This window comes from Pelagibacterium nitratireducens, from assembly GCF_037044555.1.
Lineage (GTDB): Bacteria > Pseudomonadota > Alphaproteobacteria > Rhizobiales > Devosiaceae > Pelagibacterium > Pelagibacterium nitratireducens.
In genome coordinates, this window is record NZ_CP146275.1 from 931,309 (window position 1) to 953,016 (window position 21,708).

The following is a 21,708-nucleotide window of genomic DNA, read 5'->3' on the forward strand; positions in this document are numbered from 1 at the left end:
CGCTTCAGATCAATTTCGTGCGGCCGTTTTCGATCCGGTATGTGCTGTCGGCCATGGTTTCTATGTCTTGGGACTGATGGGAAACCACGATGGCGTGCCAATTGTTGGCGCGCACCATATGCCGGACAAGATCGCGGATGGGGGCGGCGGTTTGGTTGTCCAGGCCGGTAAAGGGTTCATCGAGCAGCAGGACGGGCCGGTTGCGCAAAAGGGTGCGGGCCAGCGCGACGCGTTGCTTCTGGCCGCCCGAAAGTTGCGCGGCACGACGCCCGATCATGGCCGAAAGGCCCATCTGGGCGAGGGCTTCGGTCACCCTTTCGTCTGTCGCCCTGGCGGCGCTGCCCAGGCCCAGCGCAACGTTGGCGCCGGTGGAGAGGTGGTCGAACAGATTGTCCGATTGAAACAGGATGGAAACAGGCCGGTCTTCGGGCGGCTGGCCCAATATCGAGCGGCCGGAAAGCGCAATATCGCCCGAGATCGGTTCGAGAAAGCCGGCGATCAGGTCGAACAGGGTCGATTTGCCGGCGCCCGAAGGGCCGACCAGACCGGCGATCTCGCCGGGTCCGATACGCATGTCGAAGGCAAAGCCGGTGTCGCCGCCGTCATAGCTGAAGGTCAGCCGGTCAATTTCGAGCATTTGTCAGCTTCTCGAACAGTTTGGGGATGAGGATGAAGGCGGCGACGCTGACAATCAGCAGTACCGCTGCGATGGCCTCGGCGTCATTGGTGCGATAGGCGCCCAGGGCACGATACATCAGCCAGGGAAGGGTGGAAAATTCGGACGTTCCGAACAGCGATATGACGCCCAGATCGCCCAGCGAAAAGACAAACGCGATGGCCAGGGCGTAGCCGACGGGCTGGCCGAGCAGGGGCCATTCGATGCGACTCCATTGCCTGAAAGACGAGATGCCGAGCGCGCGGATGACGCGATGGTGACGCCGGGTGAGCGCTTCGAGCGGCGGGGCGATGGTGGCAAAGACGAAGGGCAGGGCCAAAAGCGCGTTGGCCAGGATCAAAACAATCGGAGCGACGGCGGCGGGGGCAAGGCCGGTGAGCCGGGCGAGCAGGAAAAAGCCCAGCGAGAGCACAACAGCGGGGACGGCGAGGTAGGCAAAGACCGGAAAGCCGAGCACGGCGCGCCAGAGCGAACCTCTGGCCTGCAAGGCGCGGGCCATGCCAAGGGCAAGGCCCAGGGCGATGGCGAGCAGCGCGCTGAGCGTGCCGATCACCAGACTGGTCAGAGCGGCCTGCCAGAAAGTGGCTTGGACCAGAACATTTGCGATGGCTCCGAAGCCTTCGGCGAGAACCGCGATCAGGGGGGCAAGAAAGCCGGCGAGAAGGATGGCGAGCACGACCCGCTGCGCAGCGGCGAGCCAGCGGCGTTCGGGCCAGTGGATATGGCTTTGGGCACCGAACAGGCTGGCGGCAGGCGAGAGGGTCGAGGCGGGGATGATGATGGCCGCGCAGACGACCAGTTGCACGATGGCGAGGCTGACGGCGGCGCCGAGATCGAAATCGAGACGTACGGCCTGATAAATGGCCACTTCGAGGGTCTGGTTGGCCGGCCCGCCCCCCAGGGTGAGGACGATGGGAAAGCTTGTGAAGCACAAAAGAAAGATGGTGGCGGCCACACCGGGGATCGAGGCGGCGAGGGTGGGCAAATCGATTATAGTGAAGCGCTGGAGCGGGCCCAACCCCAGGCTGCGGCCGAGCTTGAGCTTTTCGGAGGGGATGGCGGCCAGCCTGTCGATGAAGATGCGGGCGGAAAAGGCGCCATTGAGAACGACGTGGGCCGCAATGATGCCGCCGAGCCCGAAGATCGAAGAGCCGGTTTCCAGCCCCAGCGGGGCGAGCAGGACATTGACCCAGCCATTGCGGCCCCAGATGGCGAGCAGGCCCGAAACGATGACGAGGGAGGGCATGACCAGCGCCGTCGAAAGCAGGCCGATGACGATGCTCCTGCCGGCAAAGCGCAGTCGGTCGAGTGTCCAGGCCAGCGCCATGCCGGTCAGGATCGACAGAACCGTTGAAAGGGCGGCCTGAGTGGCCGAGGTTGCCAGCAGATAGCCGATGTCGGTGACGCTGGAGCCGGTGGTCGCAAAGCGCTGCCCGGCCACCCAAAGGGCGATCAGCAGGGCAGCGATGAGCAAGGCGACGGTGGCGGCAACCGATGCGCCGACGTAACGACGGCCGGGACGCCAGTTGGAGGGAATCCCGGCCAATTTTTTACCTCAGCGTCGAAAAGGCTTCCTCGATCCACGCCCGGGTGTTGGCGGTGACCTCCTCGGCGTCGAGCAGAAGCGCGGGTTGGGGATCGATCATTTCGGCAAAGCCGGGATTGAGCCCGCCTTGGGGTTCGAGCACTGGATACATCCAGTTGGTTTCGGGCAACGGAGCCTGCCCCTCGGGGGTAACGAGATAGGCGAGGAAGTCGCGGGCCAGCTCCTGATTGGGGCTGGAGGCCAGGATGCCGGCGACTTCGATCTGGGTGTAATGGCCCGCGTCGAACCTGGCGGCGCGATAGCGGTCTTCATCCTCGGCAATGAGGTGATAGGCGGGTGAGGTGGTGTAGGAGAGCACCATATCGGCTTCTCCCGAGAGGAACAGGTCGTAGGATTCCGACCAGCCGCTGGTGACCGTAAGAACGTGCGGCGCGAGGCCCTCCCAGATATCGACGGCCCCCTCGCCATAAAGCGCCTTGATCCAAAGGATCAGGCCAAGCCCGGGGGTGGACGAGCGGGGATCCTGAATGACGATCTTGAAATCGTCGGGCAACGCGATCAGTTCCTCAAAGCTTGTGGGCGGTGTCGAGAGGGACTGGCTGTCGTAGACAAAGGCGAAATAGCCGTAGTCGAAGGGGACAAAGACATCGTCGGTCCATTCGAGCGGGATGTCGAAATCGGGAAGGTCGAGCTGGTGCTCGGTGAACAGGCCGGTCGCCTTGCCTTCTCCGATGGTGGCGGTATCGAGCCCTAAAATGATGTCGGCATCAGTCGCATCGCCCTCAAGCTGGGCGCGGCGCAGGGCCGAGATTGAATCATTGGCCGAAACGAAATCGAGTGTGCACTCACACTGGGCCTCAAAGCCTTGCTTGAGCGCAGGGCCGGGGCCCCAATCGGCGGCAAAGGCGTCGTAGGTGTAAACGGTGAGCGTTGGATTGTCCTGGGCGATGGCCGGGAGCGCGAGCGCTCCGAGCACAACCGCGCACAGGCTCGTCCTTACGGAAGCGATCATGAGTTTCCTCATTGTTGGGGCGTGCAAAACCAATGGTTTTGCTGGCGCCGAGCCAAGTTTGCGGCCATGGATTAGGGGAAAGATTTCAAATGGAAGAGCCATCGGTGGCTCTTGCCATCTCGAACTTCCTCCGCCAGCATGACCTGGTTCAGGTTCTATGGGTTTTTCTCAGCCCATCCTTTCGGACGGACACCCCAGCGAGACGAGGCGACACTATAGGCGTGCAAGGTCCAGTGCAAGACGGCGCGGGGGAAAACGGGACGCCAATGGTGTTCGAAGGTCCTTTGCTGATCGTTGGCGGAGGAGAGGTCGACCCCGGCATGCTGGCCGCGCTGGCCAAACAGGCTGCGGGGCTGGTGGGCGCTGACAGGGGCGGGGACATATTGATGGCGGCGGGGCTGGTGCCCGATGCCGTGATCGGGGACATGGACTCGGTTTCCGACCGGACACGGTTTCCGGCTGAAACCAGGATCCTGGCATTGTCCGAACAGGACACCACCGATTTCGAGAAATGTCTCTATTCGACGCGCGCGCCGGTGACGCTGGCGCTGGGAATGACCGGCGGGCGGTTCGATCACACGCTGGCGGCGCTGCATGCGGTTGCACGTCATGCGGCCGAGCGGCGGATCATCTTGATAGACGGATACGACCTGGCGCTGGGCGTTTCCGGTTCGATCCGGTTTGAGATCGATGTCGGCGCGCGCGTTTCGGTCTATCCGCTCGGACGGACCCGCTTTGCCCGTTCGTTGGGGTTGCGCTATGGGCTCGATGGTCTGGAACTGGTTCAGGGGAAAACGATCGGCACTTCAAACCGTGCGGAGGCGCGGGAGATCTGCATCGAGGTGGACAGCGCCGGGGACGACCCGTGGCTGCTCATATTGGAGCGCGATAATTTAAAGTCGTTTATTTGAGAAAAGTCACGTTGCGCTCAGGTCTCCGCAAGTAGTTTCGCAAGTTAACGTTCAGTTAACCTTGTGGGATCGATCCATCATGACTAAGAAGTTTGCGTATGTCGCCAGCACGGCACTTGCCGCCGGCGCGCTGTTGAGTAGCATTTTTCCGGTTCAGGCGCAGCAGGTTTTGACAGTTGCCGGAGCGGCGAGTCTCTGTCCCGTCTCATTGGAAACCGAGATCGGGCAGTGCGATCTTGTTGTTCAGTCGTTTCTCGATTCACGCGCTCCCGGCGCCGCTCGGGATGCCGACATTGTCCAACTTGCACTTTCGATTGCGCAAGCCGGCAACGGCGCGGTTGTGCCACAGCCGATCTGCATCGAGGCGGCTGATGCGGTCGTAACACTTGCAATTGCGATGGATGTCGATGCTGGAGCTCAACTGCAGCTTCTCGAGATCGCCGCTGCCATGTGTATCGATCAGATCCCTGTTGCAGCGATTGGCTCATCGAACGCCGATGAAGACGATGATGAACGCAATTATGATCGTAACCGCAACCGCGATGACGACAACACGGGCAATGGCGGTGGCGCCGGCAATGGTGGCAGCGGGAATGGTGGTAACGGCGGCACTGGCAACGGCGGTAACGGCGGCACTGGCAACGGTGGTAACGGCGGAACTGGCAACGGTGGTAATGGCGGTACTGGCAACGGTGGCGAGGGCAATGGCGGTAACGGCGGCAACGGCGGCGCTGGCAATGGCGGCGGTAATGGCGGCGGTAATGGCGGCGGCCACCACCACGGCGGGGGCGGCCACCACGGCGGGGGCGGCCACCACGGCGGGGGCGGCCATCACGGCGGTGGCGGTCATCACGGTGGAGGCAATGACCACGGCGGCGGCTGGGGCGGCGGCCGCGATGATGATGACGATGACGACCACGGCGGTGGCTGGGGTGGCGGCCGCGATGATGATGACGATGACGACCACGGCGGCTGGGGTGGCGGCCGCGATGATGATGACGATGACGACCACGGCGGTGGCTGGGGCGGTGGCCGCGATGATGATGATGACGATGACGACCACGGCGGCGGCTGGGGCGGTGGCCGTGATGATGATGACGACGACGACCACGGCGGCGGCTGGGGCGGTGGCCGTGATGATGATGACGACGATGACCACGGCGGCGGCTGGGGCGGTGGCCGTGATGATGACGATGACGACGATCATGGCGGTGGCTGGGGTGGCGGTCGTGATGATGATGACGACGATGACCACGGTGGCGGCTGGGGCGGCGACCGTGATGATGATGATGACGACGACGACGACGACGATAACGATGGCGACGATCGCTAGCCGGCCTCGCCCTTACTGGAAAAATGGCAGCTCGAAGGTCTCGGGCTGCCATTGCCTTGTTCGCTCCTGGCCAGGATCAGAGCCGTCCCGGTTCGTCGCCTGACCCTGTTGAGACACCACATTTAGCGGCCGATCATCGGCGATGCGAGAACCTTGTCGACCCGATGACCGTCCATATCGACCACTTCAAGCCGCCAGTTTCCTGCTTCGAGCACCTCGCCGGTTTTGGGAATATGCTGGAGGTGATCGATGACAAAGCCAGCAAGCGTCTGATAGTCACGATGCGCGGGCAGGGTCAGGCCGAGGCGGTCGGACAGATCATCGATCATCAGGCTGCCGGCCAGAAGCCACGAGCCGTCTTCGCGCTGGACGGCCTCGTCGGTTTCACCGTCTTCGAGGTCGGAGCGGAACACGCCGGCGATAGCTTCGAGCAGGTCGGTGGGCGTTACCAGGCCATCGAAATGACCATATTCGTCAAGGACCAATGCAAGGGGGAAATCGGCGCGGCGCAGCAGGTCGAGCACGTCGAGGGCGCCTACAGTGTCGGGAACGATCTGGGGTTTGCGCAACAATTTCCGCAGCGCTGCATGGTCGGCGGGTTGGGCGGCAAGATAATCGCGCACGACGAGAACGCCGATGATGTTGTCGAACTCACCGCTCGAAACCGGCAGGCGCGAATGACGGGCCTGGGTCAGTTTTGCGCGAATTGTCTCGAAATCATCGTCGAAGTCGAGCATCTCGACATCGGTGCGCGGGGTCATGATGGAGCGGGCACTGCGGTCCGAGAGACGCAACACGCCGGCAATCATGCGCTTTTCGTCGCGCTCGATGACACCGGTTTCTGCGGCCTCGGCGACCATGGATTTGATCTCTTCCTCGGTGACGAGGTCTTCTCCGGTATCGCTGCGGCCGAGCATTCGCAGGACCAGTCGTGTCGACGCATCAAGGAGCCAGACCGCCGGCGCGGCGATCCGGGAAAGGATCTGCATGGGCCGGGCGATAATACATGCCACCCGTTCCGGGTTGCGCAGGGCAAGCTGTTTGGGAACCAGTTCGCCCACGACCACGGAGAGGTAGGTGATGATGGCAACCACGCCACCATACCCCAGGGCCGAGGCAACCGGGCCTGGCAGACCCGTATCGATGAGAATCCTAACGAGCACCCCGCCGAGCGTGGCGCCGGAAAACGCACCCGCCACGATGCCGATCAGGGTAATGCCGATCTGGACCGTGGAGAGAAAGCGGCCGGGGTTTTCAGCCAGTTTCACGGCTGCCGAAGCGCCGGGCTGGCCCCGTTCGGCCATTGATCGCAGTAGCGGTTTGCTTGCGGACACGATGGCGAGTTCGGACAGTGCGAAGACGCCATTGAGCAGGATCAGACCTGCAACGATAGCAATATCGATCATTGGGGACGGATCGGCCGTTGGGCCGGTCCGATTTTATCTTTCGGTGGGTTTGCGAGCCCGCTCAATGGGGGAAACCGGGCCGCGCGTCAATGCGCGGCCTGGCTCCGTGCGGCTTCCTTGACGGCGTCCTGCACCTTTTCAAAAGCGCGGACCTCGATCTGGCGGATCCGCTCGCGTGAGACGTCGTATTCCTGGGCCAGTTCTTCGAGCGTTGAGGGGCTTTCCTGCAGGCGGCGGGCCTTAAAGATCGCCTTTTCGCGGTCGTTGAGAACTTCCATGGCGCCTTCGAGAAGCCCCATGCGTTCGTCATATTCCTGGCTCTGGCCCAGCACTTCTTCCTGATCGGGCACATCGTCGATCAGCCAGTCCTGCCATTGGCTGGTGCCTTCGTCGGCGCGCATGGGCGCGTTGAGCGAGGCATCGCCGGTGAGGCGCTGGTTCATCGAGACCACATCGTCCTCGGTCACGTTGAGGGTCGTGGCGATCTGCTTGATCTGGTCGGGATGGAGGCTGCCGTCGTCGAGCGCGGCAATCTGGCCCTTGAGCCGACGCAGGTTGAAGAACAGACGCTTCTGGGCGGCGGTGGTGCCGATCTTGACCAGAGACCACGAGCGCAGGACATATTCCTGGATCGAGGCGCGGATCCACCACATGGCATAGGTGGCCAGACGGAAGCCCTTGTCGGGCTCGAAACGCTTGACCGCCTGCATAAGGCCGACATTGCCCTCCGAGATCACTTCGGAAATAGGCAGGCCATAGCCGCGATAGCCCATGGCGATCTTGGCCACGAGCCGCAGATGGGACGTAATGAGTTTCTGGGCCGCCTGGGGATCGGAATGCTCCTTGTACCGCTTGGCGAGCATGAACTCCTCGTCAGGGTGAAGCATGGGAAACTTGCGGATTTCCTGCAAATAGCGATTGAGGCCGTCTTCGGAACTCAAGACAGGAAGATTGGATTGGGCCATTTCTAGCACCCCCTCTCGTAAACCCCCGGATATCTCCGGCGGGTTGTGGTCCGCACCGACGCCCTTTACGGCACGTTTGCGGACATAATCGGAGCCAATATAGGTCTGAATTGGGCGATTACACCCCTGCTCCGCGAAAATATGGTATTCGCGGACTGCATGGTTTGGTGACCGATGTTCCAACCCTATAATGCATAGGGGGCGAGCTTAGTTGCGAGGTCGGCAAGCTCGGGGGGAAGTGGGCTTTCAAACCTGAGGGTCTGGCCGGTCACGGGATGGGCAAAGCCAAGGATCGCGGCGTGAAGGGCCTGCCGGTTCAAGGACTTGATGGTGTGCCCGATATCCTGGGGCACCGTATTGATCTTTGTTGCAAATGCCGACCCGTAAACCCCGTCGCCGATCAGAGGATGGCCGATATGGGCCATGTGCACGCGGATCTGATGGGTGCGGCCGGTTTCGAGCTGGCATTTGACCTGGGCGATGGACCATTTTTGGTCATTGAAGCGGCCCTCGACGCGAAAATGGGTGATGGCCTCGCGGCCTTCGCGCGGCAGGACCGATTGCTTGAGGCGGTTGTGAGGGTCGCGCCCGATCATGGTTTCGACAGTGCCGACCAGCGGGTTGGGGATGCCCCACACAAAGGCGGTGTAGGCACGCTCGAGAGGACCGGTGCGGCCATGGTCGGCGAACTGGGCGGCGAGCCCGTTATGGGCCTGCTCGGTCTTGGCGGCGACCATGACGCCCGAGGTGTCCTTGTCGAGCCTGTGAACGATCCCGGGGCGCTTGACCCCGCCGATGCCGCGCAGGCTGTCGCCGCAATGGTGGATGAGGGCGTTGACCAGCGTGCCGTCCTCATTGCCCGGTGCGGGATGGACCACCATGCCGGCGGGCTTGTCGATCACGATGAGATATTGGTCCTCGAACAGGATATTGAGTGCGATATCCTGGGGTTGGGGTTCGGCCTCGACGGGCTCGGGGGCGGCGAGAGTGATGGACTCGCCGGTCCTGACGCGATATTTGGGCACATCGTTGGTCGTCCCATCCACGCTGACCGCGCCCAAAAGGATCAAGTCCTTGATGCGGTTGCGGGAAAACAGGGGGAAACGGGCCGCCAGAAATGCATCGAGCCGCGTTCCGGCCTCAGGTTCGAGGACGGTGGCGTCGTGCCTATCCTGTTGGAGCTGACTGCCCGCCATGACCGATCCTCAAACCAATTTCGACAAGGACGAGCCCCTGAGCCCGGAGGCCGAGGCGGTGATGGCAAAAGCCCGCCGGCGGGCGGGATTGTCCATGCTCGTCATGATGGTGGGGTTTATGGCGGTTGTACTGGCGGTTGTCTATCGTCTGGCCACCATGGGAAGTGATGTGACCGACCAGTATGCACTGCAATCGATCGCCTTGCCCGAAGGGGCGCAGGTGATTTCGGCACAGGTGCAGGACGGGCTGGTGACGGTCACTTACGGCGCGGAAAGCGGGCAGGCGATCCGGATTTTCGATGGGGAAACCGGAGAAATGGTGCGCGAGATCGCGGTGGTGGGCGAGTAGCGTTTTTGTTGATCGCACTCTAGAGCCGTTCAGGATTTGATTGAATCAAATCCTTGGCTCTAAGTCCTTGTTTTGTCGCGTGTCCGAACCGCAAAACCGTTTCCACTTTTGCTGGACACGCTCTAGCAATCGGGTACGGCGACGCTCAGTCCGCCGAGCGAGGTTTCCTTGTAGCGTTCGTCCATGTCCTTGCCGGTCTGGCGCATGGTTTCGATGCAGGCGTCGAGGGGTACGATGTGGCTGCCGTCGCCCTGCATGGCAAGGGACGCGGCGGCGACGGCTTTCACCGCGCCAAGTCCGTTGCGCTCGATGCAGGGGACCTGGACGAGGCCCTTTATGGGGTCGCAGGTCATGCCCAGATGGTGTTCGAGAGCGATTTCGGCGGCGTTTTCGATCTGGGCGTTGGTGCCGCCGAGCGCTGAACAGAGAGCGGCAGCGGCCATGGCCGAGGCGGAGCCCACTTCGCCCTGGCAGCCCACTTCGGCGCCCGAGATCGAGGCGTTGTATTTGATGAGACCGCCAATGGCCGCACCAACCAGCAGCATTTCGGGGATTTTTTCGCGCGTGGCGCCTGGCACATGGGAGATATAGTAGCGCAGGACGGCGGGGAAAACGCCCGCCGCGCCATTGGTGGGGGCGGTTACGACCTGGCCGCCGGCGGCGTTTTCCTCGTTGACCGCCATTGCGTAGGCCGAAAGCCAGTCGATGGCCGAATGGAGCGGCATGTCGTTGGCGCCGGCCTTGCCGGAAAGGTTTTCGAAAATGGCACGGGCGCGGCGCTTGACCTTGAGGCCGCCGGGAAGTTCGCCAGTGGCGTCGAGGCCGCGGGTAATGCAGGCGTCCATGACGTCCCAGATGCCGATGAGGCGTTCTGAGAAGGCCTCACCGTCGAGCCGTGCGCATTCGTTGCGGCGCTTCATTTCGGCGATCGAGAGATTGGCGGCAGCGCCCATCTCGAGCATCTGATCGGCATTGGCAAAGGGGAAGGGGACGTCGTCGGCCGGGGTGGCCGGCATATCGCCAGCCTCGATTTCGGCGAGCGTTTTGACAAAGCCGCCGCCGATAGAGAAATAGGTTTCCTCGGCGACGATCTTTTTACCGGCATCGAGCAGGGCGAAGCGCATGCCGTTTGGGTGGGTTTCAAGGCGTGTCTTGCGGTCGATAATCAGGTCCGCCTCAGGATCGAGCGCGATGGTTCGTCCGGGAGCGGGTTCAATGGTCCTGCGGGTGGCGAGTTCGGCAAGCGCGGTATCGACTTTGCCTCTGTCGTAGGTTTCGGGTTCGAAACCGAGGCAACCGGCAAGGACGGCGGCATTGGTGCCATGGCCGACGCCGGTGAAGGCGAGCGAGCCGTAAAGGGTGATTTGCAGGCGCGCAGCTTCGAGCGCTTCGACGGTGCGGATCGTATCGAGAAAACGGGCGGCGGCGAGCATCGGTCCCATGGTGTGGGACGATGAGGGCCCGACGCTGACCTTGAACACGTCAAACACCGAGACGAACATGGCTGGCCATCTCCTGAGAGGTCGAATGGTTCGTTGTCGTTCGAGGGAATAGAAAATTATTGCGCCCGTCAAGCTGATATTGGCGGTATCATTGCGCGAGTATCAGCGATTATAGGCCGAAATCTGTGCTTTGGTCGCCTTTTCGCGCCAAATCGTTTCAAAGAGGGCGCGGAAATGGTCGGGCTCAAGGCGATCCATGCGGATCAGGACGTAGGGATAGTCGCGATAATGATCGGTGATGAAGAAAAGGTCGGGATCGGCTTCGATCAACATGTCGCGTTCGTCGATCGAGGGGCGCTGAAGGGCGAGAATTCCCGGTTCGCGCTCGCGGAGCAGGAATTTGGTGCCGAGCTTGATCGCAGGTGTGCCGTAGCTGGTCGATCGAACGACGCCGGGGAAGGTTGAGGCAATTGCAAAGACGTCATCGAAATCCATGACGTCTTCCCGGGTTAGCGGCGGTAGCGCAGGCGCCCGATTTCGTCGAATTCTGCCTGTTCGCGCTTTTGCTGCTCGTCTTTTTCGCGCTGGTGTTCGCGCGCATCGAGCAGTTCGACCTTTTTGAGGTCTTCGATGGCTTCGGCGAGTTCGTCCTGGGCAGCTTCGAGCTTGCCCTTCATGTCCCCGGCCGAGGTCAAGAGATTGTCGCGGCGGGTGATGGCAGCCTTGGCGAATGTCGAATAGGCGAAATGGGCGACATCGGAAATGCCGGTCTTTTTGTGCTCGATATCGATCTGCTGGTCGAGTTCGGCGGCCATGCGCTCGAAATCGGCGACCATGGTCTCGATCTGGAGGACCTGACGGCGCTTCTCGTCCACCTGAAACTTCTTGAGTCGGATCAGGCTCGCGCTCTTGGACTTCATGACTTGTACTCCTTACTCATCAAGCCGTATCCCCCGCCGCCGCCGTTCCCAGAATCGTCGCCAGCAGATTGTAGCCGTCGGCGATATTGGTCCGCTCGTCCGATCGCTGGCTCAAAAACGCCTCCAGCGCCGGGCTGAGCGCGATGGCGCGGTCAACCTTGGGATCCGATCCTTTCCGGTAAGCCCCCAGCCGGATCAGTTCCTCCATGTCGGCGTAAACCGACATCAGTTCGCGCGCCTTGCTCAAAGTGGGCCGGAACTCTTCCGGCACGCATCCGGGCATGGTGCGCGAGACGGAGCGAAGAACATTGACGGCAGGATAGCGTCCCCGTTCGGCAATGGATCGCTCCATCACAATGTGACCATCGAGAATGCCGCGCACGGCGTCCGCAATGGGCTCGTTGTGATCGTCACCTTCTACCAAAACGGTAAATAGACCGGTAACAGAGCCCGAATTAACCAGGCCGGGACCGGCGCGTTCCAACAAACGTGGCAATTCTGTGAAGACGGTTGGCGGGTAGCCCTTGGCGGTGGGCGGTTCGCCCGTCGCAAGGCCGATCTCGCGCTGGGCCATGGCAAAGCGGGTGAGGCTGTCCATCATGCACAGGACGCGCTTGCCCTGGTCGCGGAAATATTCGGCCAGGGTGAGGGTGAGATAGGCGGCCTGACGGCGCATGAGGGCGGATTCATCGGAGGTCGCGACGACGACGATGGCCTTTTTCATGCCCTCTTCGCCGAGCTGTTCTGTGATGAATTCCTGGACCTCGCGGCCGCGCTCGCCGATCAACCCGATGATCGAGACGTCCACGTCGGTGTTACGGGCCAGCATGCTCATGAGAACCGATTTGCCGACGCCCGAGCCGGCAAAGATTCCCATGCGCTGGCCGTCACAGCAGGTGGTGAAGGTGTTGAGGCACCTCACGCCCAGATCGATGGGGCCACCGACGCGGGCGCGCTCATGGGCGGGCAGGGGGAGGTTGCGCAGCGCGTAGGGCGCGGCGCCGCGCATCAGGGGCGCTCCACCATCGATGGGTCTGGCTTCGGCGTTGAGGACGCGACCGAGCCAGGAGGTGTCAGGATAGGCGGCGCCGTCATGGCCGGCAAACACCGCCTTGCAGCCGAGCCTTACGCCCTCGACAGGGCCGAAGGGCAGGCAGAGTGCCAGCCCATCGCGAAAACCGATGATTTCGCAGGCCAGGTTGGAGCCGGTCTGGGTTTCGATGGTCACGCGGCCTCCGACGCGCAATTCGCGCACCGGGCCAACGACTTCGATCAGAAGTCCCTGAACCGTCTTGACGCGTCCGAAGACCTCGATCTCATCGATCGCTTCAATGTCGGAGATCAGGGACTGCACCGCGGCCTCTCCAGTGGAAATGATTCGTACCCAGAATTGGCCACATTGGTAACTCATCCTTAAGGTTATGGCGATATTGCCGAAAGTTGAGCAATTTTTTTCGCTGCGCATCGGCGCGCGTCCGCTTTCCCCTGTCAGACCCGGTTCAATGAGTCCCAAGAGTCGCTTGAAGGGCTTTCTTAACGTTGTGCATTAAGAAAAATTCTTTTCATTTTTCCTTGTATTTCAATGAGTTAACACCTTATTCAGTTAATGCAAATCGCATATTGCCCGACTGAATTAAACTTTGTTAACTAATTACCGGTAGCTTCGAATCGTACCCAGTAGGGTTTGGTTAAGGGCGTCGGGATCGAGCTGAACGCCCGGTCCCAGCAGGGACTTGTTGGATTTAAGGGGATTGGCATGCGTGTGCTCTTGATAGAGGACGACAGCGCGACAGCGCAGAGCATCGAACTGATGCTCAAATCCGAGAGTTTCAATGCGTACACAACCGACCTCGGTGAGGAAGGTGTCGATCTGGGCAAGCTCTATGATTACGACATCATTTTGCTTGACCTCAATCTGCCGGATATGAGCGGGTATGAAGTGCTGCGCACGCTGCGCGTTGCGAAGGTTCAGACCCCCATCCTCATTCTCTCAGGTCTGGCAGGGATCGAAGACAAGGTACGCGGTCTGGGCTTCGGCGCCGACGATTACATGACCAAGCCGTTCCACAAGGACGAACTGGTCGCCCGCATTCACGCCATCGTGCGCCGGTCCAAGGGCCATGCGCAGTCGGTCATCAACACCGGCGATCTTTCCGTCAACCTCGATACCAAGACCGTCGAAGTTGGTGGTCAGCGCGTGCACCTGACGGGCAAGGAATACCAGATGCTCGAGTTGCTCTCGCTGCGCAAGGGTACGACGCTCACCAAGGAAATGTTCCTCAACCATCTCTATGGCGGGATGGACGAGCCGGAACTGAAAATCATCGACGTGTTCATCTGCAAGCTGCGCAAGAAGCTTTCGGTGGCCACGGCCGGCAAGAACTATATCGAGACCGTCTGGGGCCGCGGCTATGTGCTGCGTGAGCCCGACGAAAACGAGTTGGCCGAGAGCGCCTGATCGGCCCTGACAAGTCTGCTGAATTCAAAGGCCCGTGCGATCCCCCTCGCACGGGCCTTGTTCGTTGCGGGCTCAGACCACCAGCTTGCGGTAGAGGTGCCAGGTCGCGTGTCCGAGCATGGGCAGAGCGAGGGCAAGGCCGACAAAGAGCGGGATCGATGCGACAAAGAGCGTGACCGCGACCACGAGACCGAAAATTGTCATCTGAACCGGGTTGGTGGTGAAGGCGCGCACTGAAACGGCAACCGCTTCGCCAGCACTTCCGCCGCGATCGACGAGCAACGGGAACGCGATTGCCGTTGTGGCGAGGACGACAAAGGCAAAGCCGAGCCCGACAAGATTGCCCCAGACCAGAAGGCTCCAGCCCTGCGCTGTGGTGAAGGTCTCGATGAGCAGCGCGATCAGCGTTGCGGGCGGGTTTGCCCCGAAATGGGCATCATAGACGGCATTGGCCGCGGTGAGCCAGAGCGCGAAGACCACGGCCAGCATTGCGCCCAGAATGACAATCGAACCGATCGCAGGGTGTTTGAGCACGCTCAAGGCGTGACGGGGGCTGTCGTCTTCGCCCTGTTCTCGGCGCCGGCTGAGCTCATAGAGACCGATGGCGGCGAGTGGGCCGATCAGCGCAAACCCGGCCGCCAAGGGATAGAGCAGGGGAAACGTCGCGCCACCGGCGCTCCAGACGGCGAGCACGATGCCGACTGCGGGATAGATGAGAGCCAGAAACAGGTAATGGGATGGATGGCGCCAGAAATCGGAAACGCCCTTGCCGAGGGCGTTGAAAACGTCGCCGGTCGAGATCGTGCGGATGGCGCGTTCGGACGTGTGGGATTGGGCAAGGGCGGGGTTGGAAGACACGGGCATGCTTATCTCCTCGGTTCACAAGGAGCGCGGTGCCTCGCATTTCCCCCGGGCGCGGGCACACCGCGCTGCACGGAGCGTTACCAGTATGCGCAACGCAACGGATTGAGCATACAGCAATTTGCGATGATGCGGCATGCCCCGTCACACACATGTGTGTAGCGCCGATCTCCCAGCCCGGTGCCCTAGACGAAGGGCTGGAACTTGGATTCCAGCATCTGCTGGTCGAAGGGCTTGAGCATGTGGTCGTTGGCGCCGGCCTTGCGGGCCATGGCGATGTGGCCGATGTCGCGTTCGGCCAGACAATAGACGATCTTTGGCTTGTCGCCGCCATTATAGCCGCGCAGGGCCTTGAGAAATTCAAGTCCGCTCATGATCGGCATCTGCCAGTCGAGCAGGATGACGTCGGGCATTTCCTGGGCGCATTTTTCATACGCTTCCTGCCCGTCCTCGGCTTCGTCGACGATGAAATCCATGTCTTCTAGAATACGCCGCGCGACTTTGCGGATGACGCTGGAATCGTCAACGATCAGACACGATTTCATGAGCCCGTCCCTCAGCTTCCGGGCTGATTTGCGCCCGGGATCGCCATGAGTTTACCGCCACAATGGTTAGCGAATGGAAAAGGTGCGCCATTTTTGCTGGCGCGGTCCTCCATTTGGGCTCACTCAGGGCCGGGCAGGCTAGTCGATCGTATGGGAGAGCGGATCGGCGGTGAAGCGCAGGATTTCGCCGTCGAGGGCAAGATTGAGCCCCATATGCGACAGACGGGCCAGCACACCGGTGTAAAACGGCTGGATACCGCGGGCGTCGACACTGCCTTCTTCGGGCGTGCCGGCAAGAAGGCTCTGCACCGCATTGGGAATGAGGGTTTTTGGGCCAGTGGCGGTAATGGTGAAATTCTCGGCTCCTGCCTCGCCTTCCACCTCGACGGTCACCGTGCCGCCGCGCGGAACGCCCTGGGTGGCGATCAGCAGCATGTTGAGCAACAGCTTGGCCTTGTTCTTGGGCAAAAGCATGGGAGAGACCTTCCAGTCGAGGTCGGCCTTTTCCCCGGCCATCAGAAGCGTTGCGACCCGATCGGCCTCGCGGGTATCGATCTCGGTGCCGGCGGTCGAGGATGCGCCAAAGGCCAGGCGGGCGAATTCGAGCTTGGCGCGGGCCTGACGGGTCGAATTTTCGATCAGTTCCTTGGCGAAGGTCTGCATGTCGACCTGGGTGGGGTCGGCGAGCACTTCAAGACCATTGCCAATGGCGCCTACGGGGTTGATGAGGTCGTGGCAGACACGCGAGCACAGCAATGCGGCAAGGTCCGGCGCGCTCAGTTCGACAATGCTCGTCATGGCCAAATTCTCGCTTTTCGTTGTTCGAATCAATTTTCAAAGCACTTTACTGTGCAAGTGGGGCAGGGCAACGCCAAGTTTGTCGTGCGGTCGCCCAGCTCTAACGATGTTGGGCGGCACGCCGGTCGGGCAATGCCTCCCAGTTGACGGCCGCCGTGGCCAGCGCGGTGCCCGGCGCCATATCGAAGGCGGCGCGGTTGCCGATGGAATAAAACAGCATCAGCCGTCCGCCGATTATACGGAAAATCTGGGGATTGCCGTCGGAAAGATGTCCCCGGGCCATGGCCATGGCGCAATGGCCCCCGAAAATCGGCGCGTAGATTTCCGGGTTTGCGGCGAATATGTCCCGGTTGGCGGCGGAGACGAAGTACCAGGAAACCCCGTTCCACTCCAATTCGTTGACCGGAGAACCCTGCAGGGCGGCATCTTCGGTAAAATAGGCCACAGGATCGAATCCCGACAGCGCCACGCCGGTCAGAGCGTTGGTGATAATGGACTTTTCCTGCGCGGGGGCCGCCGCGGCAAGGCACAGGGCGAGAAAAAGCAGGCAGAAAGTCGTGTAAGACTTTGTAAGGGTTAAGATTTGTTTACCTATTTGCCGCATTATCGCTCAATGAACCGCTATGCTGTTGGGGGCGGACTGGTCGATCCTAGCGCAGGGCCGTTTGGCCTTGGTTAACCGGGACGCATATCGCGAATTTTTTACGCGCGAAGTGGGAGCATGTAATTTGATGATGAATCGCTTCTTGGCAGCACTGGTTCTCGGTCTGGGCCTTGTCCTGGGCTCTGCACCGGCCAACGCCCAACAGGGATCGCTGTCGGACACCTATTCGAGCGACGAAATCCTTTCGGCCGGGCACCAGTTCTTCGGGTCCGTTGCCCAGGGGCTGGCCTCGGTGATCGAGCAGGCTTTCGAGCAGTATGGCCAGCCAAACGCCTATATTCTGGGCCAGGAGGGTGGTGGGGCCCTGTTCATCGGCGCCAAATATGGCGACGGGACAATGTATACGCGCAATGCGGGGACCCATCAGGTGTTCTGGCAGGGCCCGAGCCTGGGGCTCAACATCGGTGCCGACGGCAGCCGGGTTATGATGCTCGTCTACAACCTGCCTTCGGTGGAATCGATCTATGACCGCTATCCGGGCGTCGAGGGATCGATCTTTGCGGTTGGTGGCATCGGCATGACGGCGCTCAAACTCGACGATGTCTACGTGGTGCCGATCAGCTCGGGTGTCGGGCTGCGGGCAGGCGTTGCCGTTGGCTATCTCAATTTCACGCGCGAGCCGACCTGGAACCCATTCTGATCTCAACCAGTTCCGATGGGCGAGAGGTGTCCAGGTCATGTCACAGCTGTGAGATGACGCTTCGGATTTGATCGAGTAAGGTTACCTGCAACAGGGTGTGGCGTCGGGGGCTTCCCGGCGGCATAGTATGGGCAGGGCTTCCCGCCAGGGGAGAGGCGTATGGTCATTGAAAATGCGATGTATTTCACGCTCGGCTTCCTTGCGGCGGCCCTGTTTGCCATCGCCGTCGGCCCGGCGTTCTGGCGCCGCGCCGTTCGTCTGACCAAGCGCCGGATCGAAGCGGCAACCCCGGTCACGCTCGCCGAATTCCGCGCCGACAAGGACAAGCTGCGGGCTGAATTCGCCATTACGCTCCGCAAGCATCAGCTCAAGATCGACGCGCTGCGCAACCAGATTTCGGGGAACGTGGTGGCGCTGGATGCGGCGATGAGCGAACTGGCGGCGCTGCGCACCGAGCGCGACGAGCAGTTCGCGGCCATCGGGTCGCTCCAGACGCGTGAGCAGGAACTGGTGGCCCGAATCCGCGACATAGAGCGCGACTCCGCGGCGCTTGCCGCACGGCTCCGCCAGTCCGATGTGGATTATTCCGATATCGACCCCGAGCTCATGCCCGATGAGGGCGAGGCCGTTACAGCCGAGCAGCTGACCGGAGATTACCGTTCCGATGTCGAGGATTTGCTGACGGCGCTCAATATCGAGCGCCAGCGCAACGGTTATCTCGAAGACCAGACCCGCATGCTTCTGGCGCGTCTTGAAAAAAAGAAAAAGAGCGGGCTCAAGGACGAAGCGATCGCCATGCTGCGCGATACGCTGTCCCAGAACGATCCCGAAAGCGAGGCGCGTGTCGAGTTGCGTCGAGCCGAAGCGCGGATTTCGGGAGCCGAGAACCGTCTCAACGCGTTGCTCAGCGAATCGGCGGCTGACGGGCACGAAACACATACGGACGGTTCACGTCGGCTCCTGGCCGAAGATTTTTCCCAGGCCGAGCAGAGCGAATTGCTCCGGACCGCGGTTGTCGGGCTCGAGGAGGCCATCATGAACGATTGGGACACTGAACGGTTCGACGCCGAGGCGCTTCGCTCACAACTCGAAGCCATAGCTTCGGACGTATCCAGGCTGGTTTACGCCGGGGACGCCGAAGACGGTCCGGCCATGACCGAAAGCCTTTTCGACAAGGTCCGCAAGTTCGCCGCCGACAGTCTCGATGTGGAAGAGCTCGATCCCCGCGACAAGGCATCGTCCGGCGGCACGGTATCGGACCGCATGCTCGCCATGCGCGATCGGGCGGCGCAGTAGGTTTCATTCCACAGTCTGACGAAATGGCGGGAGGATATTTCCTCCGGGGCACCAGCGGCAGCATGCCCAGACCTTGGCGTCCGCGATCGGTGGGCGTAGATTTTGCCTAATACTTATGCATCGCGTCTATTTCGCGGTCATCGAATACGAGGCAAATAATGTCATCCCCAATTTCCCAATCCGTGGCGCGGAAGCCCAAGGGCCCGCTCTACACCAATTTCGGATTCCAGGTATTGCTGGCCCTGGTTGTCGGTCTGCTGCTGGGCCTGATCGCCCGGCAGATGGGACCAACCGACGCCGGCCCCAACTGGCTTGTGCAAACGCTTTCGACAGTGGGCTCGAGCTTCGTGCAACTGCTTCGAACCATCGTGCCGGTCCTGATCTTTACGGCCATAGTGGCCTCGATTGCCAATCTGCGCGAACTCAACAATGCGGCACGTCTCGTCTGGCAAACCCTTTTGTGGTTCGCGATCACGGCACTCATCGCCGTTCTGATCGGGATTGCGCTGGGTCTCATCATTCAGCCGGGGCTCAATACGGCAGTGACCGACGCCGCTGCCCGCGCGCCTGCACGTTCGGGGTCCTGGCTCGATTTTCTCACCGGTCTCATCCCCTCCAACATCCTTGGCCTGCAGGCCTCTACGCGCGTCAGCGATGGCGGGGCGTCCACGAGCCTGAGCTTTAATGTGCTGCAAATCCTCGTGATTTCCATCGCGGTGGGTGTTGCCGCGCTCAAGGTGGGCGATGCGGCAAAACCGTTCCTCGAATTCAACCGCTCGTTTCTCAAGGTCATCCACAAGCTGTTGTGGTGGATCATCCGGCTGACCCCAATTGCCACAGTGGGGCTGCTGGGCAATGCCGTGGCTGTCTATGGCTGGGAAACGCTGGCCCAGCTTGGCTGGTACGCTGCGGCGATCTATATCGGGCTGGCCATCGTGTTGCTGATTGTCTATCCGACGCTGCTCACCGTTCACGGGCTCAACCCGATCCGCTATTTCCAGGGCGCATGGCCGGCCATCCAGTTTGCTTTCGTGTCGCGGTCGTCGGTGGGCACCATGCCGATTACCGAACGCGTCACCGAGAAAAATCTGGGCGTGCCGCGTGAGTATGCGAGCTTTGCAGTGCCGCTGGGCTCCACGACAAAAATGGATGGGTGTGCTTCGATCTATCCGGCGATTTCGGCGATCTTCGTGGCACAGTTTTTTGGCATCCAGCTCGGTTTGCAGGAATATCTGCTGATCGTGTTTGTGTCGGTGATCGGTTCGGCGGCGACGGCGGGCCTGACGGGCGCGACGGTCATGCTGACTCTGACGCTTTCCACGCTGGGCCTGCCGCTGGAGGGTGTGGGGCTGTTGCTGGCCATCGACCCGATCCTCGATATGGGCCGCACCGCGGTCAATGTCGCGGGACAGGCGCTGGTGCCGACCATTGTTGCCAAGCGGCAGGGGATTCTCGATCAGAGAGTTTATGACACCGTCGAGCACATTGAGGCGCTCGATACGACACCCAGCGGGGTCAGCGCTCCGGCCCAGTAGAGCGTGTCCAGCAAAAGTGGAAACGGTTTTGCGGTTCGGACACGCGACAAAATAAAGATCTAGAGGATTTTCGCGACTCGAAGAAAAGCAGAAATACTCCAGATGAAAGGGAGGCTCCGGCCTCCCTTTTCAGTTCCGCCCGTCGTGAACCAGTTTGGCGATGAAATCGATCTTTCCAACGATCGGATCGGAAAGGATGAAGGGGTAGGCGTCAGGTAGCCCCATTGAGCGATTGAGTTCGTTGAGCATGACGCTGACCCCCACCCAGGCTTCGGTCAGAGCCTGAGTGTCGCTCGTGCTGTAGGGATCGAAATCGATGTCGGCGGAAAGCTCGCCGGACCGGTCACGCATCGGTTCGGTCGATACGCCAAGGCTTCGCGCCGTCTCGAGCGTATCGGCGATGTGGAGGTAATGTGCCCAGGTTTCGGCGAAGTCCTCCCAGGGGTGGGAGCTGGCGTATGTGGACACGAAGCGCTGCGGCCAGTCGGGTGGTGCGCCATTGGCGTAGTGAATTTGGAGCGCTTCATTGTAATTTGCAGCATCATTGCCGAACACCGCGCGGCAGCGCTCGAGCCAATCGGTGCCGCTGACCAGAAGATCCCAATAGTAATGGGCCGTCTCGTGCCGGAAATGACCGAGCAGCGTGCGGTAGGGCTCTCTCATTTCGGTACGGCGTTTTTCGCGCTCGGCGTCGTCGGCTTCGGCGAGCGCTATGGTGATCACGCCCTTGTTGTGGCCGGTCATTATCGTTTCGCCGCCGGTATCGGCAAGAAAATTGAAGGCGAGGCCGCGATGGCTGTCCTCGTCCTTGGTTATCAGGGGCAGGTTGAGGCGGATGAGACTATAGAACAGACGCTTTTTGGCGCGCTCAAGTGTCTGCCAATCGGAGAGATTGCGGACATCGGAGATGTCGGGAACCGTCTCGTTGTGACGGCAGGCCCTGCAAAAGCCGCCAGTGGGGGCAATCCAGTTGCAGGCGCCATGATCGGCGTTGGCGCAATAGGGGGCGGACTGGGAAATGGCGACCATCTGATTGGTCGCGGGGTCGTAGCCGATCGCCGTACCGCACTGGCCACAGGCGCTGTTGTCGAAATAGACGGTCTGACGGCAATTGGGGCAGGTAAAAAGGCGCATTGCTGCCTCCGATGGCGTTCG

Annotated in this window: 23 protein-coding genes and 1 riboswitch; of the genes, 7 read left to right on the top strand and 16 right to left on the bottom strand. The window is 61.2% G+C overall.

Translation table 11 applies throughout. The features are described 5' to 3' along the window. Positions 1–4: 4 nt before the first annotated feature. The 3 genes from V6617_RS04745 to thiB are packed head-to-tail and all read right to left on the bottom strand — an operon-like array spanning position 5 to position 3,246. Complete coding sequence (locus tag V6617_RS04745; protein ID WP_338609474.1) at positions 5–637, bottom strand: ATP-binding cassette domain-containing protein; 633 nt, start codon at positions 635–637, stop codon at positions 5–7. Further along, on the bottom strand, positions 624–2,222 hold the full coding sequence (locus V6617_RS04750; RefSeq protein ID WP_338609475.1) for a hypothetical protein: 1,599 nt from the start codon (positions 2,220–2,222) through the stop codon (positions 624–626). The genes V6617_RS04745 and V6617_RS04750 overlap by 14 nt, the downstream gene beginning before the upstream one ends. 4 nt (positions 2,223–2,226) lie before the next feature. After that, a complete protein-coding gene (thiB, locus tag V6617_RS04755; protein WP_338609476.1) occupies positions 2,227–3,246 on the bottom strand; it encodes a thiamine ABC transporter substrate binding subunit in 1,020 nt (339 codons plus the stop codon). Between the two features lie 96 nt (positions 3,247–3,342). Further along, positions 3,343–3,441: riboswitch (TPP riboswitch) on the bottom strand. Positions 3,442–3,500: 59 nt separating this feature from the next. Between thiB and V6617_RS04760 the strand changes: the two genes are divergently transcribed. Then, positions 3,501–4,145: a thiamine diphosphokinase gene (locus V6617_RS04760; RefSeq protein ID WP_338609477.1), complete on the top strand. Its 645-nt coding sequence runs from the start codon at positions 3,501–3,503 to the stop codon at positions 4,143–4,145. Between the two features lie 484 nt (positions 4,146–4,629). Here V6617_RS04760 and V6617_RS04765 read toward each other — a convergent pair whose 3' ends face one another. Continuing rightward, the gene (locus tag V6617_RS04765; RefSeq protein ID WP_338609478.1) at positions 4,630–5,352 is read right to left on the bottom strand and encodes a hypothetical protein; all 723 of its coding nucleotides are present in this window, start codon (positions 5,350–5,352) and stop codon (positions 4,630–4,632) included. Between V6617_RS04765 and V6617_RS04770 the strand changes: the two genes are divergently transcribed. Beyond that, positions 5,330–5,581, top strand: coding sequence for a hypothetical protein (locus tag V6617_RS04770; RefSeq protein WP_338609479.1), 252 nt, complete (start codon positions 5,330–5,332; stop codon positions 5,579–5,581). The two genes, V6617_RS04765 and V6617_RS04770, sit on opposite strands and share 23 nt — an antisense overlap. Positions 5,582–5,600: 19 nt before the next feature. Here the strand turns inward: V6617_RS04770 and V6617_RS04775 are convergent, their stop codons facing one another. The 3 genes from V6617_RS04775 to V6617_RS04785 form a co-directional block, all read right to left on the bottom strand. After that, positions 5,601–6,884 (bottom strand): hemolysin family protein, encoded by a 1,284-nt coding sequence (locus tag V6617_RS04775; RefSeq protein ID WP_338609480.1) that lies wholly within the window; start codon positions 6,882–6,884, stop codon positions 5,601–5,603. An 86-nt stretch (positions 6,885–6,970) separates the two neighbouring features. After that, positions 6,971–7,849 carry an RNA polymerase sigma factor RpoH gene (gene rpoH / locus V6617_RS04780; RefSeq protein WP_338609481.1) on the bottom strand — a complete coding sequence of 293 codons (879 nt, stop codon included), beginning with the start codon at positions 7,847–7,849 and terminating at the stop codon, positions 6,971–6,973. 185 nt (positions 7,850–8,034) lie between these two features. After that, the gene (locus V6617_RS04785; RefSeq protein ID WP_338609482.1) at positions 8,035–9,045 is read right to left on the bottom strand and encodes an RluA family pseudouridine synthase; all 1,011 of its coding nucleotides are present in this window, start codon (positions 9,043–9,045) and stop codon (positions 8,035–8,037) included. Between V6617_RS04785 and V6617_RS04790 the strand changes: the two genes are divergently transcribed. Next, on the top strand, positions 9,044–9,394 hold the full coding sequence (locus V6617_RS04790; RefSeq protein WP_338609484.1) for a DUF6476 family protein: 351 nt from the start codon (positions 9,044–9,046) through the stop codon (positions 9,392–9,394). The genes V6617_RS04785 and V6617_RS04790 overlap by 2 nt on opposite strands. Before the next feature lie 122 nt (positions 9,395–9,516). On the opposite strand, the gene V6617_RS04795 is transcribed toward V6617_RS04790, so the two are convergent. The 4 genes from V6617_RS04795 to fliI form a co-directional block, all read right to left on the bottom strand. After that, complete coding sequence (locus V6617_RS04795) at positions 9,517–10,896, bottom strand: L-serine ammonia-lyase (protein WP_338609486.1); 1,380 nt, start codon at positions 10,894–10,896, stop codon at positions 9,517–9,519. Positions 10,897–10,998: 102 nt separating this feature from the next. Further along, a complete protein-coding gene (locus V6617_RS04800) occupies positions 10,999–11,331 on the bottom strand; it encodes an MmcQ/YjbR family DNA-binding protein (RefSeq protein ID WP_338609487.1) in 333 nt (110 codons plus the stop codon). A 14-nt stretch (positions 11,332–11,345) separates the two neighbouring features. Continuing rightward, a complete protein-coding gene (gene fliJ, locus V6617_RS04805) occupies positions 11,346–11,756 on the bottom strand; it encodes a flagellar export protein FliJ (RefSeq protein WP_338609489.1) in 411 nt (136 codons plus the stop codon). Between the two features lie 19 nt (positions 11,757–11,775). Then, a complete protein-coding gene (gene fliI / locus V6617_RS04810; protein WP_338609490.1) occupies positions 11,776–13,110 on the bottom strand; it encodes a flagellar protein export ATPase FliI in 1,335 nt (444 codons plus the stop codon). 402 nt (positions 13,111–13,512) lie between these two features. Between fliI and ctrA the strand changes: the two genes are divergently transcribed. Next, entirely contained in the window at positions 13,513–14,214 is a 702-nt protein-coding gene (gene ctrA, locus V6617_RS04815) for a response regulator transcription factor CtrA (protein ID WP_014131573.1), read from the top strand. Between the two features lie 72 nt (positions 14,215–14,286). Here the strand turns inward: ctrA and V6617_RS04820 are convergent, their stop codons facing one another. The 4 genes from V6617_RS04820 to V6617_RS04835 all read right to left on the bottom strand — a co-directional run bounded on the left by V6617_RS04820 (position 14,287) and on the right by V6617_RS04835 (position 17,022). Next, positions 14,287–15,078 (bottom strand): DUF2189 domain-containing protein, encoded by a 792-nt coding sequence (locus tag V6617_RS04820; protein ID WP_338609491.1) that lies wholly within the window; start codon positions 15,076–15,078, stop codon positions 14,287–14,289. A 182-nt stretch (positions 15,079–15,260) separates the two neighbouring features. Further along, positions 15,261–15,620, bottom strand: a complete 360-nt coding sequence (locus tag V6617_RS04825; protein WP_338609493.1) for a response regulator — start codon at positions 15,618–15,620, stop codon at positions 15,261–15,263. Between the two features lie 138 nt (positions 15,621–15,758). Further along, positions 15,759–16,418 carry a histidine phosphotransferase ChpT gene (gene chpT, locus V6617_RS04830; protein ID WP_338609494.1) on the bottom strand — a complete coding sequence of 220 codons (660 nt, stop codon included), beginning with the start codon at positions 16,416–16,418 and terminating at the stop codon, positions 15,759–15,761. Between the two features lie 100 nt (positions 16,419–16,518). Next, the gene (locus V6617_RS04835) at positions 16,519–17,022 is read right to left on the bottom strand and encodes a YHS domain-containing (seleno)protein (RefSeq protein WP_338609495.1); all 504 of its coding nucleotides are present in this window, start codon (positions 17,020–17,022) and stop codon (positions 16,519–16,521) included. A 127-nt stretch (positions 17,023–17,149) separates the two neighbouring features. Here V6617_RS04835 and V6617_RS04840 point away from each other — a divergent pair, with 127 nt between their 5' ends. From V6617_RS04840 to V6617_RS04850, 3 genes are all read left to right on the top strand, one after another. Continuing rightward, a complete protein-coding gene (locus tag V6617_RS04840) occupies positions 17,150–17,722 on the top strand; it encodes a DUF1134 domain-containing protein (RefSeq protein WP_338609496.1) in 573 nt (190 codons plus the stop codon). Between the two features lie 159 nt (positions 17,723–17,881). Further along, a complete protein-coding gene (locus V6617_RS04845; protein WP_338609497.1) occupies positions 17,882–19,018 on the top strand; it encodes a hypothetical protein in 1,137 nt (378 codons plus the stop codon). 158 nt (positions 19,019–19,176) lie between these two features. Further along, entirely contained in the window at positions 19,177–20,553 is a 1,377-nt protein-coding gene (locus tag V6617_RS04850; protein ID WP_338609499.1) for a dicarboxylate/amino acid:cation symporter, read from the top strand. 129 nt (positions 20,554–20,682) lie between these two features. On the opposite strand, the gene V6617_RS04855 is transcribed toward V6617_RS04850, so the two are convergent. Beyond that, a complete protein-coding gene (locus V6617_RS04855) occupies positions 20,683–21,687 on the bottom strand; it encodes a zinc-binding metallopeptidase family protein (protein WP_338609500.1) in 1,005 nt (334 codons plus the stop codon). Positions 21,688–21,708 lie beyond the last annotated feature (21 nt).